This is a genomic window from uncultured Maricaulis sp. (genome assembly GCF_963975345.1).
Lineage (GTDB): Bacteria > Pseudomonadota > Alphaproteobacteria > Caulobacterales > Maricaulaceae > Maricaulis.
Genome location: NZ_CAXBGE010000013.1, coordinates 16,260 through 33,829, shown reverse-complemented (window position 1 = coordinate 33,829; position 17,570 = coordinate 16,260). Strand labels below are relative to the sequence as shown.

Below are 17,570 nucleotides of genomic sequence, written 5' to 3'. Positions count from 1 at the left end.
CTGCGTCGTGCGACCTAAGCCGTCTGGTTCAGCGCAATCGACAGGCCGCGCGTCTGTTGCGGGCGTTGAGCGGCGCTGGGGCCGTAGCCATTGCCGGTGCTGCGCTGGCGGGCGGCCTCGTCGGCGATGGCGCGGACGACGCCCTCTGTGATGATTTTCATCGCCGTGACGGCACGGGCATTTTCGGCCAAGGCGGTGTGGAAGCTTTCGGTCGCCTGGCGCAGCGCATTCTTGACATGGGCCGGCGTGCCGGCAAAGCGCGACGGCTCAGCCTTCGCCCGCGCGACTTCGTTGCGATAGATATTGGCGAGCTTGGTTTTTTCGGCCTGCAAATTGACCGCGTCCTGCGGCCGACGGCGCTGGAACATCTGGGTTTCGTTACGAATGAGATCGGTCAGGCGGGCTGTCAGACGCAAGAGCGCTTCGGCCCGCTCGGTTCCGTTTCTCGCTGCGAGTTCGGTCATTGGCTCTCTCCGCCCTGTTCGCCGGTCAACTCGCCGGCCGGTTCACCATTCTGACTGTCGGCGGCTTCCTGATAGCGCAGGATTTCCGTGGTCAGACGGTCAGACAGGCCAAGCCCTCCAGCCTGAGACATCACCTTGGCGTATTCTTCGTTGAGCATCCCGCGAAAGGCATTGTCGCCCGGTCCGCCGCCGAATGGATCATCTTGGCCGACTTGCGCGAACATCGCTTCCATCATCTGGGCGAGGAAGACGGATTCGAAATCCTCGGCCGCAGCGCGGGCTGAGTCGGGCGTCGTGCCGCTGGCCTGGGGCGTGACGCCGCCAGAACGCGAGGCGCCGAGCGCTTGGTTGAGCTGAAAATCGAGCAGGCTCTCCATTACAGAACCTCGATCTCGGCCTGCAGTGCGCCGGCGGCCTTGATGGATTGCAAAATGGTGATCATGTCGCGCGGGGTAACGCCGAGCGCATTGAGCCCATCAACCAGTTCGCTGAGCGAGACGCCGCCATCGAGAACGCCAAGTTGGGAGGCATCCTCAGATACGGTCAAGTCGGTGCGAGGCAGAATGGCGGTCTGACCATCGGAGAAGGGGGCGGGTTGGCTGGCGATCGGGCTCTCGCGAACCGTGATCGTCAAATTGCCCTGGGCGATCGCGACGGTGGAGACGCGGACATTTTCGCCCATCACGATGGTGCCGGTGTTTTCGTCAATGATGATGCGCGCGGGTTGATCGGGCTGGACTCGCAATTGTTCGACTTCCGAGAGCAGATCAATCATGTCACCGCGATAGGAGGCTAGGCGGGTCAGCTCGACCGTCGACGGGTTGGTCGCGCGGGCCGCTTGGCCGCCCATGAAAGCGTTTATTACGGCGGCCATGCGGTGGGCGGTGGTGAAGTCGGGATTGCGCAGCGACAGGCGCAGGGAGGTCCGGTTGGCAATCTCCTGCCAAGGATCGACGCCCGTGCCATCAAACGGGTTTTCGACCAAGGCGCCATTGGCAATGCGGCCGCTGGTTGGAACGCCGCGTGTCACCGAGGCACCGTCGCCGCTGGCGGAGAAGCCGCCAATGGTCAACGTGCCCTGGCCAACGGCCCAAGCGCGTCCATGGCTGTCAAATAGCGGTGTACCGATCAGGGTTCCGCCCTGCAGGCTGCCGGCATCGCCGATGGCCGAGACGGTGACGTCGATGCGCGAGCCTTGGGACGAGAAGGCCGGCAGGGTGGCGGTGACCATCACGGCGGCGATATTGCGGGTGTTCAGATTGGCATCGCGGGTATTGACGTTGAAATGCTCCAACATCGCGTTGAGCGACTGGTTGGTGAAACTGGAATTGCGCAGCGAGTCGCCGGTCCCATCGAGGCCGACCACGAGGCCGTAACCGACCAGGTGGTTATCGCGGACATCTTCGACATCGACCATGTCCTTGATGCGGGACGAGGCGAGCGCGGGCACCGATATCAGGCAGACCGTCAGGATGGCGATGAACAGACGCATTTTGCAGTCTCCGAAATGGTTCTCTTGAAGCCTTGCGAATGATGTGCCAGTCCCGTTGGCGGAAGATATAATATTATCTCTATTAAATCAGTAATTTACGGGAGGTGCGCATTGGCACCGAAGGCGGTAAAACTCGCCGGTTGCTCCATTCGCCGGGCAGGAATTGCCGGGTAGGCGCGCGAGATTAAGGCTCTGTTAACGGCGGCAGCGCATCCCTGATCTGTATCGAACAGGAAGCGATTCTCTTCATGAAAGTCACCGGACCCCGCTCATCGAGTTCAGTTTCTTCCGGCAAGAAAACCGCCGGTTCGCGGACTGGCGGCGACTCGTTTTCGCTCGAGCAGGCGGCGCAATCCTCGGCCGCGATGGCGACGGCACCGATGTCGGGCGTCAACTCGGTCGATGCCATTTTGGCACTTCAGTCGGTTGGCGACTTCACCGGGGCGCGCAAACAGGCCACGGGCCGGGCGATGGACCTGCTCGACGTGCTCGATGAGCTGAAGCTCTCCCTGCTGGAGGGCGGACTGCCGAAATCGAAACTCGTGGCCCTGATGAACTTGCTGCAGACGCGGCGTGACGACACCAATGATGCCGGGCTTGAAGCCGCGCTAGACGAGGTCGAGATCCGTGCGGCCGTCGAGCTCGCCAAATTCGGCTGAAACGGACCGCGGTTTTCCCGGTCTGCTGCCGAAGCTTTCCCAATTTGGTCAGATAATTGCTAGGTGCAGCGCGCGGGTGAACAGCGTCAGTGCGTTGACTCACCGATTACCGCGAATATGCTCCGCCCGCTTTCTGGGGGAGAGCCTGTTGGCTGATTAGAGTTGAGTGGAAGGCGATGATGGAATCTGAATCAATCGAACTCCCGGCGGGCTATCAGCCCAGCGATGCCGAACCGTTCATGAATGAGCGGCAGAAGGAATACTTCCGCCTCAAGCTGATTGGCTGGAAGGAAGATATCCTTCGTGAGAGCAAATCCACCCTGTCCAACCTTCAGGAAGACCAGGGCGCTTTGCCGGATATCGCCGACCGCGCCTCGACCGAGACGGATCGTTCGCTGGAATTGCGGGCCCGTGATCGCCAGCGCAAGCTGATCTCCAAGATCGACAGCGCCCTGCGCCGGATCGAAGACGACAGCTATGGCTATTGCGAGGAGACCGGCGAGCCGATCAGCCTTGCCCGGCTCGACGCCCGCCCGGTTGCGACCCTCAGCCTCGAAGCGCAAGAGCGCCACGAGCGCAAGGAACGCGTCCACCGCGACGATTGATCCAGCTGCAGTTCTGTAATTTGCCCAAAAAAGAGGGCCGCCACGATCGCTCGTAACGGCCCAGATGAGCCCGATGGTGGCGGGATCACTGTCCGGGCCGGCTTCCGTGAATTCAATCTGCGGAAACGGGCCGGTATTCGGTTGCCGGGTGCCGGCTAGAACGGCATCAGGATGTCGTAGAGTTCCTGGCCATAGCTGGGACGCTGGACTTCGGAGAGATGTCCGCGTCCACCGTAGGAAATCCGGGCTTCGGCGATCTGGGTGTGGCTGATCGTATTGTCGGAACCAATGTCCTGTGGCCGCGCGATACCGCTTATCAGAAGTTCGCGAACCTCGTTATTGACCCGCACTTCCTGACGTCCCGCGAGCACCAGGTTGCCGTTCGGCAGCACCTGGGTGACGATGGCGGCAATGGTCAGCGAGATGGATTCGCCGCGATTGACCGTACCGGTGCCTGTGGTGGACGATGCCGAGCCGAGGCTGGTCAGCGAGGTCGGGTCGACCCTGCTACCAAACACATTGGTCAGATCAAGTCCGAAGAACTGGGTCAGGTCGGAATCTTCCGACGCATCGCGCGAACGGCTGGTCGTATTGTTGAGCTGTGCGCTGTCGGAAATATCGATCTTGACTGTCAGGATATCGCCGACGCGTGCAGCGCGCGGGTCCCCGAAGAAAGTTGGCGAATTGGCGCTCCAGAGTGAATTGGTCTGGGTGGCAGGCAGCCGGCCCGGCATGACAGGCATCGGGATTTGCGACGGTCCGGTGCCGGCGAGCACGGCCGGGTTTTCGATTGGCGTCATGGCTGGTGTGCGACCGACTTGTGCCAAGCGGTCGGTGGCGGCGCAGGCCTGCAGGGCGATACAGGCAATGACGAGGGTGGCTATTTTGCGGATCATGAGGGTCTCCAAAGCCTAGAAGCTGGCGGCAGGGCTGGCGAAGACGCGGGCGCGGCCGGGGCCGTCCACCATGGCTTCAACCGTGCGGTTTGATTGCAGATTGACGAAGCGGACGCTCTCGCCGTCGGCGGCATTTTCCATCGCCCGGGCGCGAACGCTGAGCTGGATGCCCCGCGCTTCAAACACCAGCGTCACCAGATCGCCGCGATTGACCAGGATCGCCTGTTGCAGGTCATACCCACGCAAAGCTTCCCCGGCGCGTAGGGCGCGGCGGGCCTGATGACCGATGATGTCGTCGGGATTGAGCACTGAATCGGGGCGAACCCGGTCGCTGCGCTGGGAGACCCAGCGGACGTCGTTGTCGGAGACAATTTCGCCGGCGGCGATGGGGCGGTCGAGCACGGGAATGTCGATCGTCTCATAAGCGCGGCCGGTCACACGGACCGGTTCGGCACCGTCCCATGCGATGATGTCGGCGCTGAGCATGCCCGAGCGCGGATCGTAGTTGAAGGTCCCGATCTGGGGCGCGCCAACCGTATCGACCGGCGCGTGCAGGGCGAGATTGGAATTGGCGAGCTGGACTTCATGATGGCCACCCTCGCGCGCCATTAGCTCGCCTTCGATCATGCTGGTCAGCGCGTCGGCATCCAGCACGCGGCTGGCGCGGGTGATTGTCAGGCGCAGCATTCCGCTGGCATTGGCCCAGTCGAGATCGTGATCGGCCGCGATCTGGCGCACATAATTGACGTCGAGCGCCAGACGCGCCCCCGGAGCGGGCGAGCGGGCGAGGACGGTGTTGGCCTCCGGCCCGGCCATTTCGAACACGTCGCCGAGGGTGATTTGTGAGCCTTCGACGACCAGCGATTGACGCAGGAAGACGGGCTCGGATGCGAGGGCCGGTGCCGTGGTGAGGCAGGCGAGGGCGAGCAAGCTGGCGCGGAACATCAATCAGTCCTCCTAGCGAAGGTTCGAGGTGGCGGACATCATTTCGTCGGATGCGGTAATAACGCGGGCATTCATTTCATAGGCCCGCTGGGCCTGGATCAGCGAGGTGATTTCGGTCACCGCATTGACGTTGGACGCCTCGACAAAGCCCTGCATGACATAGCCATAACCCGGTGAGCTGGGCGTGCCGGTCGCGGCCGAGCCGGAGGCGGCGGATTCGAGGAAGAGGTTGTTACCGATCGCTTCCAGGCCGGCTTCATTATTGAAGGTCGAGAGTTCGAGTTGGCCGACCGTTTGCGGGTTGGTCTGGCCGTCGAGCAATGCCTGGACTTGCCCCTGTTCATTGATCGCAACGCTGCGGGCGCCCTGCGGGATGACGATGCCGGGCGCGACCGTGTAGCCGTCGGCGGTGACGATCTCACCTTGCGGGCTGACGGCGAAACTGCCGGCGCGGGTAAAGGCATCACTGCCGTTCGGCATCTGGATGCGAAAATAGCCATCGCCATTGATCGCCAGATCGAACGGGTTGCCGGTATTGGTCAGCGAGCCCTGTTCGGTGATGCGATAGATCGAGGCGGTCTGGACGCCGAGCCCGACCTGGATGCCGGTCGGCACGATGGTGCCGGCGTCCGAGGAGGCGGTGCCCATCTGTTGGACGTTCTGGTAAAGCAGGTCCTGGAATTCGGCGCGCTGCCGCTTGAACCCGGTTGTGTTCATATTGGCCAGATTGTTCGAGATGACCTCGACATTGAGCTGTTGGGCTTGCATGCCCGTGGCGGCTGTCATGAGAGAGCGCATATCGGTCCTCTTTCCCTTTAAACCTGACCGAGGCGCTCAACGGCGCGTCGGCTGATGTCTTCGGCTTGTTCGATGAATTTCGAGACGGACTGATAGCTGCGCATGATGGTCATCATGTCGGTCATCTCGATGATCGGCTGGACATTGGACGCCTCGACAAAGCCTTGGTGCATGACCGGCGAAAGCGCCGCCTGCGGCTCATTGCGGCCATCGGAATTGTCGGTCTGGACGTAGCGGCCATTGCCCTGCTTGGAGAGCCCGGCGAGATTGGCGACTTCGAACACGCCGATGGTTCCCATCGCGACCCCGTCCTGCATCACGGTGCCGTTGTCGGTGATCGTGGTCGCCTGCGCTGACGGGTTGAGCATGATCGGGGCGCGGCTGGCGGCATCGAGCACCGGCGCGCCGTCATGGGCGGTAAGCTGGCCGGTCTGGTCGAGGCGGAAACGGCCGTCGCGGGTGTATTGCTCGGCGCCATTCACGGTGACGGCGAAGAAGCCCTGTCCCTCAATGCCGACATCGAGCGGGCGGCCGGTGACGTTCAGCTCGCCCTGGCGGAAATCGCGGCCCATGCCCCAGGCTTCAACGAATTGAAGATTGGTCGGGCCGTCATCCTGTTGGGCGGTCGGGGCGGTCTCATTGTCGATCAAAAGTGATTCGACCTTGAAGCCCGCCGTATTGGCATTGGCGATGTTATTGGCGACCACATCCATCGCTTGGCGCAGGGCCATTTGGCGCGAGAGGCCGATCATCAGGGTATTATCCATGGGCATATTCCATTCTGGATGCCGGTGTTCGCCACGGTCTGCGGCGCCAACCCAAGTCGTTGCATCCAGCGTGCCAAGGTTAATATTTGGATATATCAATGACTTGCAGCGGTATTGGCCCGGAGGTGGCAGTCTGATGAGGGCAATCCTGTCCGGGCAACTGGGCAGGAATTGCCGGTTCCGGTGCGAATGCTACGGAGTGTTAACCGCGCTGACCGTTAATCATGCAAAGCGATTCCCTTGCAGGAGACCGTCATGGCCGACGATCCGGAAGAAAATGAAGACGAAGAAGAAGACGGCGAAGCCAAAGCCAAGCCGAAAATGGGCTTGCTCAAGCTTGGGCTGTTCATCGGTCTGCCAGCGATCATTCTGCTTCTGGCGGGCGTTGCCGGCTTCATGATGTTTGCCGGTGGCGGCGAAGAAGAAGCCGCCCAGGTGGCGATGCTTGATGAACATGGCGAGCCGGTGCTTGATGATCATGGCCAACCGGTGATGGCTGCCGCGCCAGCAGCGGCAGAACCGGAACATGAGGCTCAGGCCTATTACTTCCCGCTGCGCAATGCCGACGGCGCCGAAGACCCGATCATCACCAATATCCGCTCCACTGATGGCCGTCCGGTTACGGTGATGCTGAAGATCACACTGGAATCCTCCAATGCCGAATTTGGCCAGGTCATCGATGCGCACATCGACCCGATCATGGACCAGTTCATCATGTTTCTGCGTGAGCTGCGCGAGGACGACCTCTATGGCTCGGCCGGGATGCACCGGGTGCGGCTGGAATTATTGCGGCGGGTCAATCTCGCCATCGAACCGGAACACGCTGACGCGGTTCTGATTCAGGAATTCATGATTGTCGATTAGGACCGAACTGCATGTCTGACGATATGGACCAAGATGCGCTCGCTGCCGAATGGGAAGCGATGGCCGAGGATGGCGATGATCTCGATCTCGCCTCCGAATGGGAGGCCATGGTTGGCGGTGACGACGATTCCAGCGACCTGCCCCAGGCAGGCGGCGGCGCGGAGCGTATCCTCAACCAGGACGAGATCGACAGCCTGCTGGGCTTCTCGCTCTCTGACGATGACGCGGCCGACAAGTCGGGCATTCGCGCAATCATCAATTCGGCACTCGTCTCCTATGAGCGTCTGCCGATGCTGGAGATCGTGTTCGACCGGCTGGTCCGTTTGATGACGACCTCATTGCGCAATTTCACCTCCGACAATGTCGAGGTCAGCCTCGACAATATCTCCTCGATCCGGTTCGGCGATTATCTCAACTCGATTCCGCTGCCGGCAATCCTGGCGGTGTTCCGCGCCAAGCAGCTCGATAATTACGGCCTGCTGACCGTCGATTCCAACCTGATCTACTCCATCGTCGACGTGCTGCTCGGTGGCCGCCGCGGTACGTCCGCGATGCGGATCGAGGGGCGGCCCTACACCACGATTGAACGCATGTTGGTCCAGCGGATGATCGAGGTCGTGCTTGGCGATGCCAAACAGGCCTTCCAGCCGCTGACCGAGGTCGATTTCGATCTCGAGCGCGTCGAGACCAATCCGCGTTTCGCCGCCATCGCCCGCCCGGCCAATGCCGCCATCCTGGTCAAGCTGCGGATCGATATGGAAGATCGTGGCGGACGCATTGAGCTTTTGCTGCCCTATGCGACGCTTGAGCCGATCCGCAAAATGCTGCTGCAGCAATTCATGGGCGAGAAATTCGGCCGCGACAATATCTGGGAGGGCCACCTCGCCACCGAGTTGTGGTCGACCAAGATGGAAGTCCAGGCCGTGCTCGACGAACAGCGCGTCACGCTCGGCATGGTGATGGATCTCAAGATTGGCGACACGCTCTTCCTGGATGCCTCGCCGACCAGTGAAGTCGAATTGCGCTGCGGCAATGTGCCATTGACGCGCGGTCGGATGGGCCGACTCGGCCACAGTGTCGCCCTGCGTCTGAGCGGTCCGCTCTCGCCAGTCGCCAAGAAAGCAATGATGAGGTTCGCATGACACTCGCAGGATTGATTTTCGAGGGGCTGGTCGCCGGTCTGTTGCTGGTGGCCGTCATTATGTGCTGGCGGGTCGATCGCCGCCTGAACGCGCTCAAGCGCGGCCAGGACGGGGTCCGCGAAGGCGTGATCGCGCTCAATGAGGCCACTGATCGGGCCCGCGCCAGTCTGGCCGCACTCGAGCGCGCCACCACCGAGTCGGGCGAAGTGCTCGAAGGCCGCGTTCGCGAAGCCCGCGTCCTGGCCGAGGAATTGCGCCTGATGACCGGACAGGCGGACCGCGCCGCCGACACTATTTCGCGCCGGCCACACCGTCGCCGCGCTTCCGAGATTTTCCCCGAAGGGGCTGGCTCATCCGTGATCAACGGCCTTAAGGATGTGAGATAGATTCGTGATGCGTGAACCGATCCGCCTGCTCGCTGTCCTGGCCATTTTGATGGGCGGCCTATTCGCCATCAAAGCGATCACTGTGGCCAATGGTGCCGCCGATTTGTGGCAGGCCTATGCCTCGACGATGGAACAGCCAGCCGCCGATGCGGCGGGTGAGACGAGCGAGCCGGCACCAGACGCTGCCACAGCCGCGCCGATCGGACCAATCACGCTGGAACCCGCCGCGCCAGAGCCTGAGCCGGTCGATCCGACGGCCAGCGACCCGGCCTTTGCCGACCGTATCTCGCGCGGTGTACGCACCGCCGATGAAGAACGGGTGATCTACCGTCTGCGTGCCCGCTCGGTTGAACTCGACCAGCGCGAGAGCGAACTGGAAACGCGCGAAGCCCTGATGCAGGCCATGGAGCAACGCGTTGACGGCAAAATTGGCGAGCTCAATGATTTGCGCACCCAGATCGAAACCTTGTCGGGTCAGCTGACGCAGCGCGAATCCGAGGACATGAATGCCATCGTGGTCTGGTATGCAGCCATGGATGCCGGCGATGCCGCGACCCGGATTGCCAGCCTTGATCTCGACACCCAATTGCAGATTGCCTCGCGCATGTCACAGCGCACTTTCGGAGGAATTCTCGCTGAAATGACACCGCCAGCCGCCGCCGCTCTGACCGAACGGATGGCTGCGCGCAGCAATCTCCCCGACACTGTGGCCGAGCTGGAGGCGCGGATTGCCCAAGGCGGCTAGCCATATCGCCGTCCTGTCCGGCTTGCTGCTCGCGCTGATCCTGAGCACGACCGCACTGGCACAAACCGTTGCCGATATTCGGGTCGAGCGCAGTGGCGCAACTGCGCGCGTCATCGTTGATTACGAAGACAGTGCTGCTGAAGTGCATCCGACCGCGACGGTTGCGATCGAGTATTCCGTGCTGGTCATTACCTTGAGTGAACCGCTGGAGGCGGATGTCTCAGCCTTGGCGGAGGATATCGGCCCGCTGGCCGCGCGGGCACGGCTCGATACGGACGGCGCAACGATCCGGATCGCCCTGACCGGCCCGGTCGAAACCCAAACCTCGTCCAGCTATGACCAGATCGCGATTGATCTGGCGCCGCCGGGCTCGCCCGCTTTGGCCCCGATCATTTCGCCGCGCGAGCAGGCCGAACGGGAGGCAGCGGCCCGCGCCGCCGAGATTGCCGCCAACACACCGGCCGGGCCGCCGCCGCTTGATCCGGTCCCGGTCCAGTATCGCGTGGGTCAGACGACCGAATACACTCGCATCGAGCTAATCTGGCCGCACGCTGTGCCGTTTGAACTCAGCCAGTCCGGCAATATCGCCGATATTCGCTTTTCCGAACCGGCCGAGATTTCGCTTGGACGATTGGCGGGGTCGCCGCCGAATTTTCTGCGCAGCGCCTCGCAGGAACGCGTCGGCAATGACTGGACCCTGCGGCTGGAACTGGATCCCGGCGTCCAAGCGCGGGCTTGGAATGACGGGCCTCGCGTCAATATCGATCTGCCCGATCCGGCTGCGCCCAGCGCGGCGGCGCTGCTGGACAGTCTGCGTCCGGCTGCTGATCCGACGCCCGAACCCGCTGTCGCTGAAGCGGAGCCTATTGCCACCGCTGACGCCGCGCCGGTGCCGGCCGGGCCGGCACATTTGACGCTGGATCCCGATGTTGAGCCCGCCGCGGCAACGCCCACGGCGGAAACAGTCGAAACCAGCATTCCCGAGGCAGAATCGCCCACCGAACAGACGATCAACCCGGTCCCTGCCGATGGCATCGTTCATGTCAGCCTGGTTGAGGCGAATGGCGATTTGCGCGCCGAATTTCCCTGGGCTGCGCCGGTAGGTGCGGCCGTGTTCCGGCGCGGTGATGCGATCTGGATCGTGTTCGATGCCGCTGCAGAGCTGCAGCTGGACGAATTTCCCGACGGGCCCGACCGTCATATCCTTCAATCGCGCGTCATGCGCGGCGCTGATTATACCGCCCTGCGTCTGGTGACCTCCGGCGTGACCCAGGCCGAGGCGCGGATTGACCAGGGCCGCTGGATTATCGTTTTCAGTGACCGGATCGACGCGCCGCCGCGTCCGATCCAGATCCGGCGTGATGCCAGAATCGGCCGGCCTGGCCGGCTTTTGATCGGGCTCGACGGGGCCCGCTCGATCCGCTGGGTTGATGATCCGGTCATCGGCGACCGCATCGCCGTGGTGACCGCTGTCGGCCCGGTGCAGGGCTTGGTGTCGCGGCGTGACTTCGTGGGTGGGGCCTTGCTGCCCTCCGCCCATGCCGGCGCGGTGGAAGTTGTGGCCGAAGATCTTGAATTGACCCTGATCGGGTCCGGCGCCGCAATTGGCCGGCCGGGCGGTCTCAACCTGACGCCGCTGGCGGGGCCGACTGGCGAGGATGATGCCGAGACCCCCGTGATCACATCGCCGGCGATGATGGACTTTGCCGCCTGGAAGGGCGAGGGGCCGTTCACGTCGGCATGGAATGCCCGCCTGCGCCAATCGGCGCTCGAGGACACGTCGGAAAGCCGCATCAACCTGGCGCATTTCCTGCTCGCACGCGGCATGGCGCCAGAAGCACTCGGCATGCTCGAACTGGCCATCGACCGCGAACCCCAATTGGCGAATGACGCCCACGTTCGCTCCTTGCAGGCTGTGGCCTCCTATATGATGCACCGGTTCGACGACGCTTCCGATTACCTCGCCGATCCGAGCTTGCTGGTCGATCCGGCGGCCGATCTGTGGCGTGGCATGATCGCGCTCGGTTTGGAACGCTGGCCGGAGGCCCGCCGGCGCCTGCTCGCCGGCCAAGTGGTTGCCGCCCAGTATTCGCCGCAATGGCGGTCGCGCTTTACCGTGGCTCAGGCCCGTGCCGCGCTTGAATTGGGCGATCTGGCGGCGGCGCAGGATTATCTCTATCGCGTCGATGACGGCGAGCCCGACAATCTCACCCGCCAGCACGCGGCCTATGTCGCGGCGCGGATCGAAGCCGAATCCGGTAATATTGACGAGGCGGTCCGCCGCTTTAACCGGCTCGCCCAGTCCGGCATTCCGCCGATTGAAGCGCATGCGCTCTACGAGCTTTACCGGGTGCAGGTCGCCGAAGGGCGCATCACCCGCGATGCTGCCATCGACGCGCTGGAAAATCTGCGCTTCCGTTGGCGTGGCGACACGATCGAACTCGACACTGTGCGTCTGCTCGGTGAGCTCTATGTCCAGTCTGGCAGTTTCGCGCGCGGGCTCGAAACCATGGCGACGGCGCAGTCGCGCTTTCCCGACACCGAAGCGGGCCGCCGGATCGGCGAGGACATGACGGCGATCTTCCGCCGCCTCTTCCTCGATGGCGAGGCCGACCGGATGGATCCGGTTGAAGCGGTCGCGATCTTCTACCAATACCAGAATCTGGCGCCGATCGGCTCAGACGGCGACCGCATGATCCGCCGTTTGGCCGACCGTCTGATCGCTTTCGACCTGCTCGGCCCGGCTTCGGAATTGTTGCAGCACCAGGTCGAATGCCACCGCATTGGCGAGGGCGGTGATTGTACCTACCGTCTGCGTGAGCCGACGGCTCGCGCCCGTGTCGCGACCGATCTGGCGGTGGTCTATCTGATGGACCATCGCTATGAGGACGCGCTCAACACGATCCGCAGCTCCCGCGTCGCCGGCTTGCCCGACGAACTGGTTGACGAACGCTATCTGCTTGAGGCGCGGGCGCTGTCCGAGCTGGGCCGTCATGAGCAGGCGCTTGAGCTGATCGAAGATGACCAGTCGCCAGCCGCGGCGCGCCTGCGGGCCGATGTCGCCTGGGCCCAGCGCGACTGGCCCAATACCGGCCGCCGGCTCGAATCCATTCTCGGCAATCGATATCTCGACGATGCCCCGCTGACAACGTCGGAACAGACCGATTTGGTGCGCGCCGCGATTGCCTACTCCATGGCGGGAGACCGCGTGTCATCCGGCCGGCTCGGGCGCCGCTATGGCGAGGCAATGGCGACCACCGAGCGGGCCGCAGCCTTCGAGGTTCTGACCGATGACGATATCCCGACCGGCGATGTCCGCTTTGCGGATATGGCGACACGCATTGCTCGCATCGATACGCTCGACGCCTTCATGGAACCCTTCCGCGCCCGCTTCAATAATGGTGGCGGCCCGGCCTGACCGGGTTGGGGCTGACGGTGGTCCGAACAGGTGGGTTTACGGCTTGGCCCGCCGGCTCGCTAATTGAGCGTGCCGAAGCTTTGTACCAGCGCGCCGGTGACCAGGCGCCAGCCATCAACCAGCACGAAGAAGATCAGCTTGAACGGGAGTGAGATCACCACTGGCGGCAGCATCATCATGCCCATCGACATCAGGATCGAGGCGACGACGAGGTCGATCACCAGGAAAGGGATAAAGAGCAGGAAGCCGATTTCAAACGCGCGGCGCAGTTCGGAGATCATGAAAGCCGGGGCGACGACGAAGAAGGAGGCGTCGGCGGGCGTTTCGGGCACTTCGCCTTGGGACATGCCGATGAACAGGCCGAGATCGTCCTCGCGGGTATGCATCAGCATGAAGGTTTTGACCGGGCCGGTCGTGAGGTCGAAGGCTTCGGTGAGTTCGATCTCATTATTCAACAAGGGCTCGATGCCCTCATTATAGGACTGGGTGAAGACCGGCGCCATGATGAAGGCGGTCAGGAACATGGCGAGGCTGACCAGGACTGCATTCGGGGGGCTCTGTTGCAGACCCAGCCCGGTGCGCAACAGCGACAGCACGACGGTGATCCGCACGAAGCTCGTGGTCATGATGACAATCGACGGCGCCAGCGACAGGATCGTCATCAGGGCGATCAGCTGCAGCACGCGTTCGGTCAGTCCGCCCTCAGTGCCGGTATCGATGGTGATGGATTGCGCCTGCGCACCGCCGCTCAGTAGCAAGGCAGCGCCCAGCACGAACAGGCCGAGATAGAGCCAGAGGCCTTTTTTCATCGCCCGGTTTCCCTGTCGATTGATGCGGGTTTCGCCGGCACATCGGTGCTGGAGAGGATGGTCTCGCGTTCGGCGCCGAGCAGCAGTACATGTTCGCGTCCGTCGCAGCGGATAATGACGACGCGGCGGCGCGGATCGACGATCAGGGTTTCACTGATCGCCAGGCGTCGGGCCGTTGCTGACAAGCTGCGCAGGCCGGTGACGCCCTGAAGGATCCAGCCGCGCTGTACCGCATAGGCGAAGAAGCCCATCGCACCGAGCAGGCCGAGCAGGACCATCAGGGCGAGCAGATATTGGCTCAAATTGACGACGTCGTTCATGAACGGGGCCACGCTTTGCTTCATCTCGCCTTGTGGGCCGATGCGGTTAAGCCAGCGTTAACCGTGCGGGCGCAGCCTGAACCCTAATCACAAGGCGATTCGCTCATGCGACCCGATGACGTTCCCGTACTGGGGCTTTTGACCCAATCGATGAATTTCCACACGCAGCGTCAGCGCGTGATTGCGGAAAATGTCGCCAATGCGAACACGCCCGGCTATGTCGCCAAGGATCTCGATCAGAATGACTTCCAGCGTAGTTTGCAGGAACAGATGCAAGCCCGTTCAGCCCCGCGTTCGGAGCAGGGCCGGGGCGGTGTGCCGAATTTGAGCTCGCCGGTGCGGCAGTGGCAGCCGGTTGATGCGCCAGATTCCGAAACCACCGTCAATGGCAATTCCGTCGTGCTCGAGGAGCAGATGGTCCAGGCCAATGAAAACCGTATGGCCTATGAGAGCGCGCTCAGTCTGTACCAGAAAAGCCTTGGCCTGATCCGCACCGCGATCCGCCAGGCTGGCCGATAGGCGGAGAGTAGACGATGGGAAACGCTTCAGACGCCATGCAGGTCTCGGCCTTCGGCATGCGGGCCCAGACGGCCCGGATGCGGATCATTTCCGAGAACATTGCCAATGCCGATTCGACGGCGCGCGAGCCGGGTGGCGATCCGTATCAGCGTCAGATCCCGGTGTTCAACAATGAGCTTGACCGCGTCACCGGTGTCAACCGCGTCCGGATGAGTGATGTCGCCCATGACCAGTCGGCCTTCACACTCGAATACGATCCGGGCCACCCGGCCGCCGATGCGGATGGTTATATCCGTACCTCCAACGTCAATATGCTGGTGGAAATGATGGATATGCGCGAAGCCATGCGCAGCTATGAAGCCAATCTGAACATGATTGAAAACAGCCGGCGCATGCAGGAGCGTGCGCTTGATCTCCTGCGCCGCTAACCGTCGCAGAACTGGCTCAGAACGAGTTTGAAGGATTAATCCCATGGCAGGTGATCTCACCGGAGTACAGGCCTATCAGGCCGCGATCCGTTCCGCCCAGAATGTTGCTGGCGGTGGTGACGACAAGGCCGAGGCCCCGGAATTCAATTTCGGCAGCCTGGTCACAGATGCGATCAACAACACTTCCGGCTCGCTCGGCCATGCCGAGCAGATGACCGCCGCCTCGGCGACCGGCCAAGCCGAGCTGGTCGATGTCGCGACAGCGGTTTCGGCCGCCGAAATCTCGCTGGAAACCATGGTCGCCGTCCGCGATGAAGTGGTCCGCGCCTACCAGGAAATCCTGCGCATGCCGATCTAGTCTGGCTGCAGACAGCGCGTATTCAAAAGGCCGCCCGATTGCTCGGACGGCCTTTTTCATGCTGTGCTTTCGCCGGGCCTAGTGAGGCGTGGCGGCGATATAGGCTTCGACCTGTTCGTCGAGGATTTGCAACGGCAGGGCACCTTCTGACAGGACCGCATCGTGGAAGGCACGGATGTCATAGGCGTCGCCCAGCTCGGCCTCGGCATGGGCCCGCAGGCGCAGGATTTCCAACATGCCGATTTTGTAGGCATTGGCCTGGCCGGGATAGACAATATAGCGCTCAATCGCGTTCTCGACATCGCCCTGCGGATTGGGTGTGTTTTCGGCGAGATAATCGATCGCTTCCTGACGCGTCCACTGGTGATAGTGAATGCCGGTATCTACCACGAGGCGGCAGGCGCGCCACAGCTCCATCGCCAGACGGCCGAAGTCGGAATACGGGTCGGAATAAAAGCCGAAATCGCGCGGCAGGTTTTCGCTGTAAAGCCCCCAACCCTCGGTATAGGCAGTATAGCCACCGAAGCGGCGGAAGGCCGGCACGCCCTCGAGCTCCTGCATGATGGCCAGCTGCATGTGGTGGCCTGGAATGCCCTCATGATAGGCGAGCGCTTCCATCTGATAGGTCGGCATGTCGGCCATGTCGCGCAGATTGGCGTAATAATAGGCCGGCCGTGACCCATCAGGCGCCGGACGGTTATAGAAGGCCTTGCCAGCAGAAGCTTCGCGGAAAGGCTCGACCCGGCGCACTTCCAGCGCCGCGCGCGGGAAGGTGTCGAACATTTGCGGCAGAGCCTCACGCATCGTGTCGATCAGCGCGGTGGCGTCGGCGAGATAGGCGGTGCGGCCGGCCTCGTCATTGGAATAGTAAAATTGCGGATCGGTCCGCATGAATTCGAAGAAGTCCTGCAAGGAGCCCTCGAAGCCGACCTGGTCCATGATGGCTTGCATCTCGCCATGAATGCGCGCGACTTCGGAGAGGCCCAACTGGTGGATCTCTTCGGCGGAAATATCCAGCGTCGTATAGCCATTGAGCAGGTAATTGTAATATTCCCCGCCATCCGGGCTCTTCCAGACCCCGTCATCCTCGGTGGCGCTCGCCTGCTCCTCCTCGAACAGTTCGATGACACGGCCATAGACCGGTGCCACGACATCACGCAGCGCGGTCGCGGCTTCGGCCAGCAGGCGGTCCTGCTCGGCTTGCGGCAGGTCCAGCGCCGTGACCTTGCTGCGGAAATCCGCCATCAGCGGGCTGTCTGCGCCATCGTCGAACGGCGCACCGGTGACGATGTTTTGCGCTGTCTGGATCATCTGCGGATAGGTCCAGAGCGGGGTGGAAATGCCGAGCGCCAGTGAGCGGCGCGCATTGGCGATGTTCTGGTCGAGATAGGGGCCCATATTGCGCAGGCGGCCGATATAGGCCTCGGCGTCCTCGGTGTTGTCGATGCGGTGATTATTGATCAGGAAGGTCGGCGCATTCATGTGCGGTCCCGAACGCTGCGTGAAGGTGTAGCCGTGATCGACCCAACGCTGACCCTCGGTTGCCCGCTCGGCATTGTATTCGAACAGGCGCCAGGAAATCTGGGCGCTGTCGTCGAGCGCGTCGAAGTCGAAATTCGCCTGCATGTAAGCCAGATCGGCTTGGCCAAGCTGATAGTCCTCCAGTTCCGTTTCCGGCGAGGCATCGTCCCACTGGTCATAGCTGGTCTTGCGGCCGAGGAAGGTCTGGCGCATCGGCGAACGGTCGACATCGCGCTGGAACACTTCTTCGAACCAGGCGTTGAGACGCACCGTTTCAGCAGAGGCAACCGCTTGGGCGCTCGGCTCGGCCGGGGCTTGGGCCGCTTCACTGGTGCCAGCGGGCGGCGCGCTGGCCGGACCGGAGCAGGCGGCGAGCAGGGCAGCGCTCGCGGCGCCGGTCAGAAGGTGTTTCAGCATCGTCATTTCATTCCCCT

20 protein-coding genes are annotated in these 17,570 nt (G+C 62.5%); 10 read left to right on the top strand and 10 right to left on the bottom strand.

The annotated features are described in order from the left end of the window. Positions 1–14: 14 nt before the first annotated feature. Genes AAC029_RS13720 through AAC029_RS13710 form a run of 3 tightly spaced genes read right to left on the bottom strand, consistent with a single transcriptional unit; the run spans position 15 to position 1,956 of the window. Positions 15–464, bottom strand: coding sequence for a flagellar basal-body protein FlbY (locus AAC029_RS13720; RefSeq protein ID WP_339748821.1), 450 nt, complete (start codon positions 462–464; stop codon positions 15–17). Then, positions 461–841 (bottom strand): rod-binding protein, encoded by a 381-nt coding sequence (locus tag AAC029_RS13715; RefSeq protein ID WP_339748819.1) that lies wholly within the window; start codon positions 839–841, stop codon positions 461–463. The genes AAC029_RS13720 and AAC029_RS13715 overlap by 4 nt, the downstream gene beginning before the upstream one ends. Next, positions 841–1,956, bottom strand: coding sequence for a flagellar basal body P-ring protein FlgI (locus AAC029_RS13710; RefSeq protein ID WP_339748816.1), 1,116 nt, complete (start codon positions 1,954–1,956; stop codon positions 841–843). Before AAC029_RS13710 ends, AAC029_RS13715 begins: the two co-directional genes overlap by 1 nt. A 248-nt stretch (positions 1,957–2,204) precedes the next feature. Here AAC029_RS13710 and AAC029_RS13705 point away from each other — a divergent pair, with 248 nt between their 5' ends. Together AAC029_RS13705 and dksA are read left to right on the top strand one after the other, a co-directional pair. After that, on the top strand, positions 2,205–2,615 hold the full coding sequence (locus tag AAC029_RS13705; RefSeq protein WP_339748813.1) for a flagellar assembly protein FliX: 411 nt from the start codon (positions 2,205–2,207) through the stop codon (positions 2,613–2,615). A gap of 179 nt (positions 2,616–2,794) precedes the next feature. Then, complete coding sequence (dksA, locus tag AAC029_RS13700) at positions 2,795–3,220, top strand: RNA polymerase-binding protein DksA (protein WP_339748811.1); 426 nt, start codon at positions 2,795–2,797, stop codon at positions 3,218–3,220. Between the two features lie 155 nt (positions 3,221–3,375). On the opposite strand, the gene flgH is transcribed toward dksA, so the two are convergent. From flgH to AAC029_RS13680, 4 genes are read right to left on the bottom strand one after another with little or no spacing between them, the layout of a single operon-like run. After that, entirely contained in the window at positions 3,376–4,116 is a 741-nt protein-coding gene (gene flgH, locus AAC029_RS13695) for a flagellar basal body L-ring protein FlgH (RefSeq protein WP_339748808.1), read from the bottom strand. Between the two features lie 15 nt (positions 4,117–4,131). Beyond that, positions 4,132–5,061, bottom strand: coding sequence for a flagellar basal body P-ring formation chaperone FlgA (gene flgA, locus AAC029_RS13690; protein ID WP_339748806.1), 930 nt, complete (start codon positions 5,059–5,061; stop codon positions 4,132–4,134). A gap of 12 nt (positions 5,062–5,073) precedes the next feature. Beyond that, a complete protein-coding gene (gene flgG / locus AAC029_RS13685; protein ID WP_339748804.1) occupies positions 5,074–5,859 on the bottom strand; it encodes a flagellar basal-body rod protein FlgG in 786 nt (261 codons plus the stop codon). A gap of 17 nt (positions 5,860–5,876) precedes the next feature. Then, the gene (locus tag AAC029_RS13680; RefSeq protein ID WP_339748801.1) at positions 5,877–6,626 is read right to left on the bottom strand and encodes a flagellar hook-basal body complex protein; all 750 of its coding nucleotides are present in this window, start codon (positions 6,624–6,626) and stop codon (positions 5,877–5,879) included. Positions 6,627–6,881: 255 nt separating this feature from the next. Between AAC029_RS13680 and AAC029_RS13675 the strand changes: the two genes are divergently transcribed. The 5 genes from AAC029_RS13675 to AAC029_RS13655 are packed head-to-tail and all read left to right on the top strand — an operon-like array spanning position 6,882 to position 13,181. Next, positions 6,882–7,490 (top strand): flagellar basal body-associated FliL family protein, encoded by a 609-nt coding sequence (locus AAC029_RS13675; protein WP_339748798.1) that lies wholly within the window; start codon positions 6,882–6,884, stop codon positions 7,488–7,490. A gap of 11 nt (positions 7,491–7,501) precedes the next feature. After that, positions 7,502–8,632 carry a flagellar motor switch protein FliM gene (gene fliM, locus AAC029_RS13670; RefSeq protein WP_339748796.1) on the top strand — a complete coding sequence of 377 codons (1,131 nt, stop codon included), beginning with the start codon at positions 7,502–7,504 and terminating at the stop codon, positions 8,630–8,632. Beyond that, the gene (locus AAC029_RS13665; RefSeq protein ID WP_339748793.1) at positions 8,629–9,018 is read left to right on the top strand and encodes a DUF6468 domain-containing protein; all 390 of its coding nucleotides are present in this window, start codon (positions 8,629–8,631) and stop codon (positions 9,016–9,018) included. The genes fliM and AAC029_RS13665 overlap by 4 nt, the downstream gene beginning before the upstream one ends. A 7-nt stretch (positions 9,019–9,025) precedes the next feature. Then, positions 9,026–9,763, top strand: a complete 738-nt coding sequence (locus tag AAC029_RS13660; RefSeq protein WP_339748791.1) for a hypothetical protein — start codon at positions 9,026–9,028, stop codon at positions 9,761–9,763. Continuing rightward, on the top strand, positions 9,747–13,181 hold the full coding sequence (locus AAC029_RS13655) for a hypothetical protein (RefSeq protein WP_339748789.1): 3,435 nt from the start codon (positions 9,747–9,749) through the stop codon (positions 13,179–13,181). The genes AAC029_RS13660 and AAC029_RS13655 overlap by 17 nt, the downstream gene beginning before the upstream one ends. Before the next feature lie 59 nt (positions 13,182–13,240). Here the strand turns inward: AAC029_RS13655 and fliP are convergent, their stop codons facing one another. Next, a complete protein-coding gene (gene fliP / locus AAC029_RS13650; protein WP_339748787.1) occupies positions 13,241–13,990 on the bottom strand; it encodes a flagellar type III secretion system pore protein FliP in 750 nt (249 codons plus the stop codon). Next, a complete protein-coding gene (locus tag AAC029_RS13645; protein WP_339748784.1) occupies positions 13,987–14,310 on the bottom strand; it encodes a flagellar biosynthetic protein FliO in 324 nt (107 codons plus the stop codon). The genes fliP and AAC029_RS13645 overlap by 4 nt, the downstream gene beginning before the upstream one ends. Positions 14,311–14,415: 105 nt before the next feature. Here AAC029_RS13645 and flgB point away from each other — a divergent pair, with 105 nt between their 5' ends. From flgB to fliE, 3 genes are read left to right on the top strand one after another with little or no spacing between them, the layout of a single operon-like run. Further along, complete coding sequence (gene flgB, locus AAC029_RS13640; protein ID WP_339748780.1) at positions 14,416–14,829, top strand: flagellar basal body rod protein FlgB; 414 nt, start codon at positions 14,416–14,418, stop codon at positions 14,827–14,829. Between the two features lie 14 nt (positions 14,830–14,843). Then, positions 14,844–15,257 carry a flagellar basal body rod protein FlgC gene (flgC, locus tag AAC029_RS13635; RefSeq protein ID WP_339748777.1) on the top strand — a complete coding sequence of 138 codons (414 nt, stop codon included), beginning with the start codon at positions 14,844–14,846 and terminating at the stop codon, positions 15,255–15,257. Between the two features lie 43 nt (positions 15,258–15,300). After that, entirely contained in the window at positions 15,301–15,615 is a 315-nt protein-coding gene (gene fliE / locus AAC029_RS13630) for a flagellar hook-basal body complex protein FliE (protein WP_339748775.1), read from the top strand. 78 nt (positions 15,616–15,693) lie between these two features. Here fliE and AAC029_RS13625 read toward each other — a convergent pair whose 3' ends face one another. After that, positions 15,694–17,559 (bottom strand): DUF885 domain-containing protein, encoded by a 1,866-nt coding sequence (locus AAC029_RS13625; RefSeq protein ID WP_339748772.1) that lies wholly within the window; start codon positions 17,557–17,559, stop codon positions 15,694–15,696. Between the last annotated feature and the right edge of the window lie 11 nt (positions 17,560–17,570).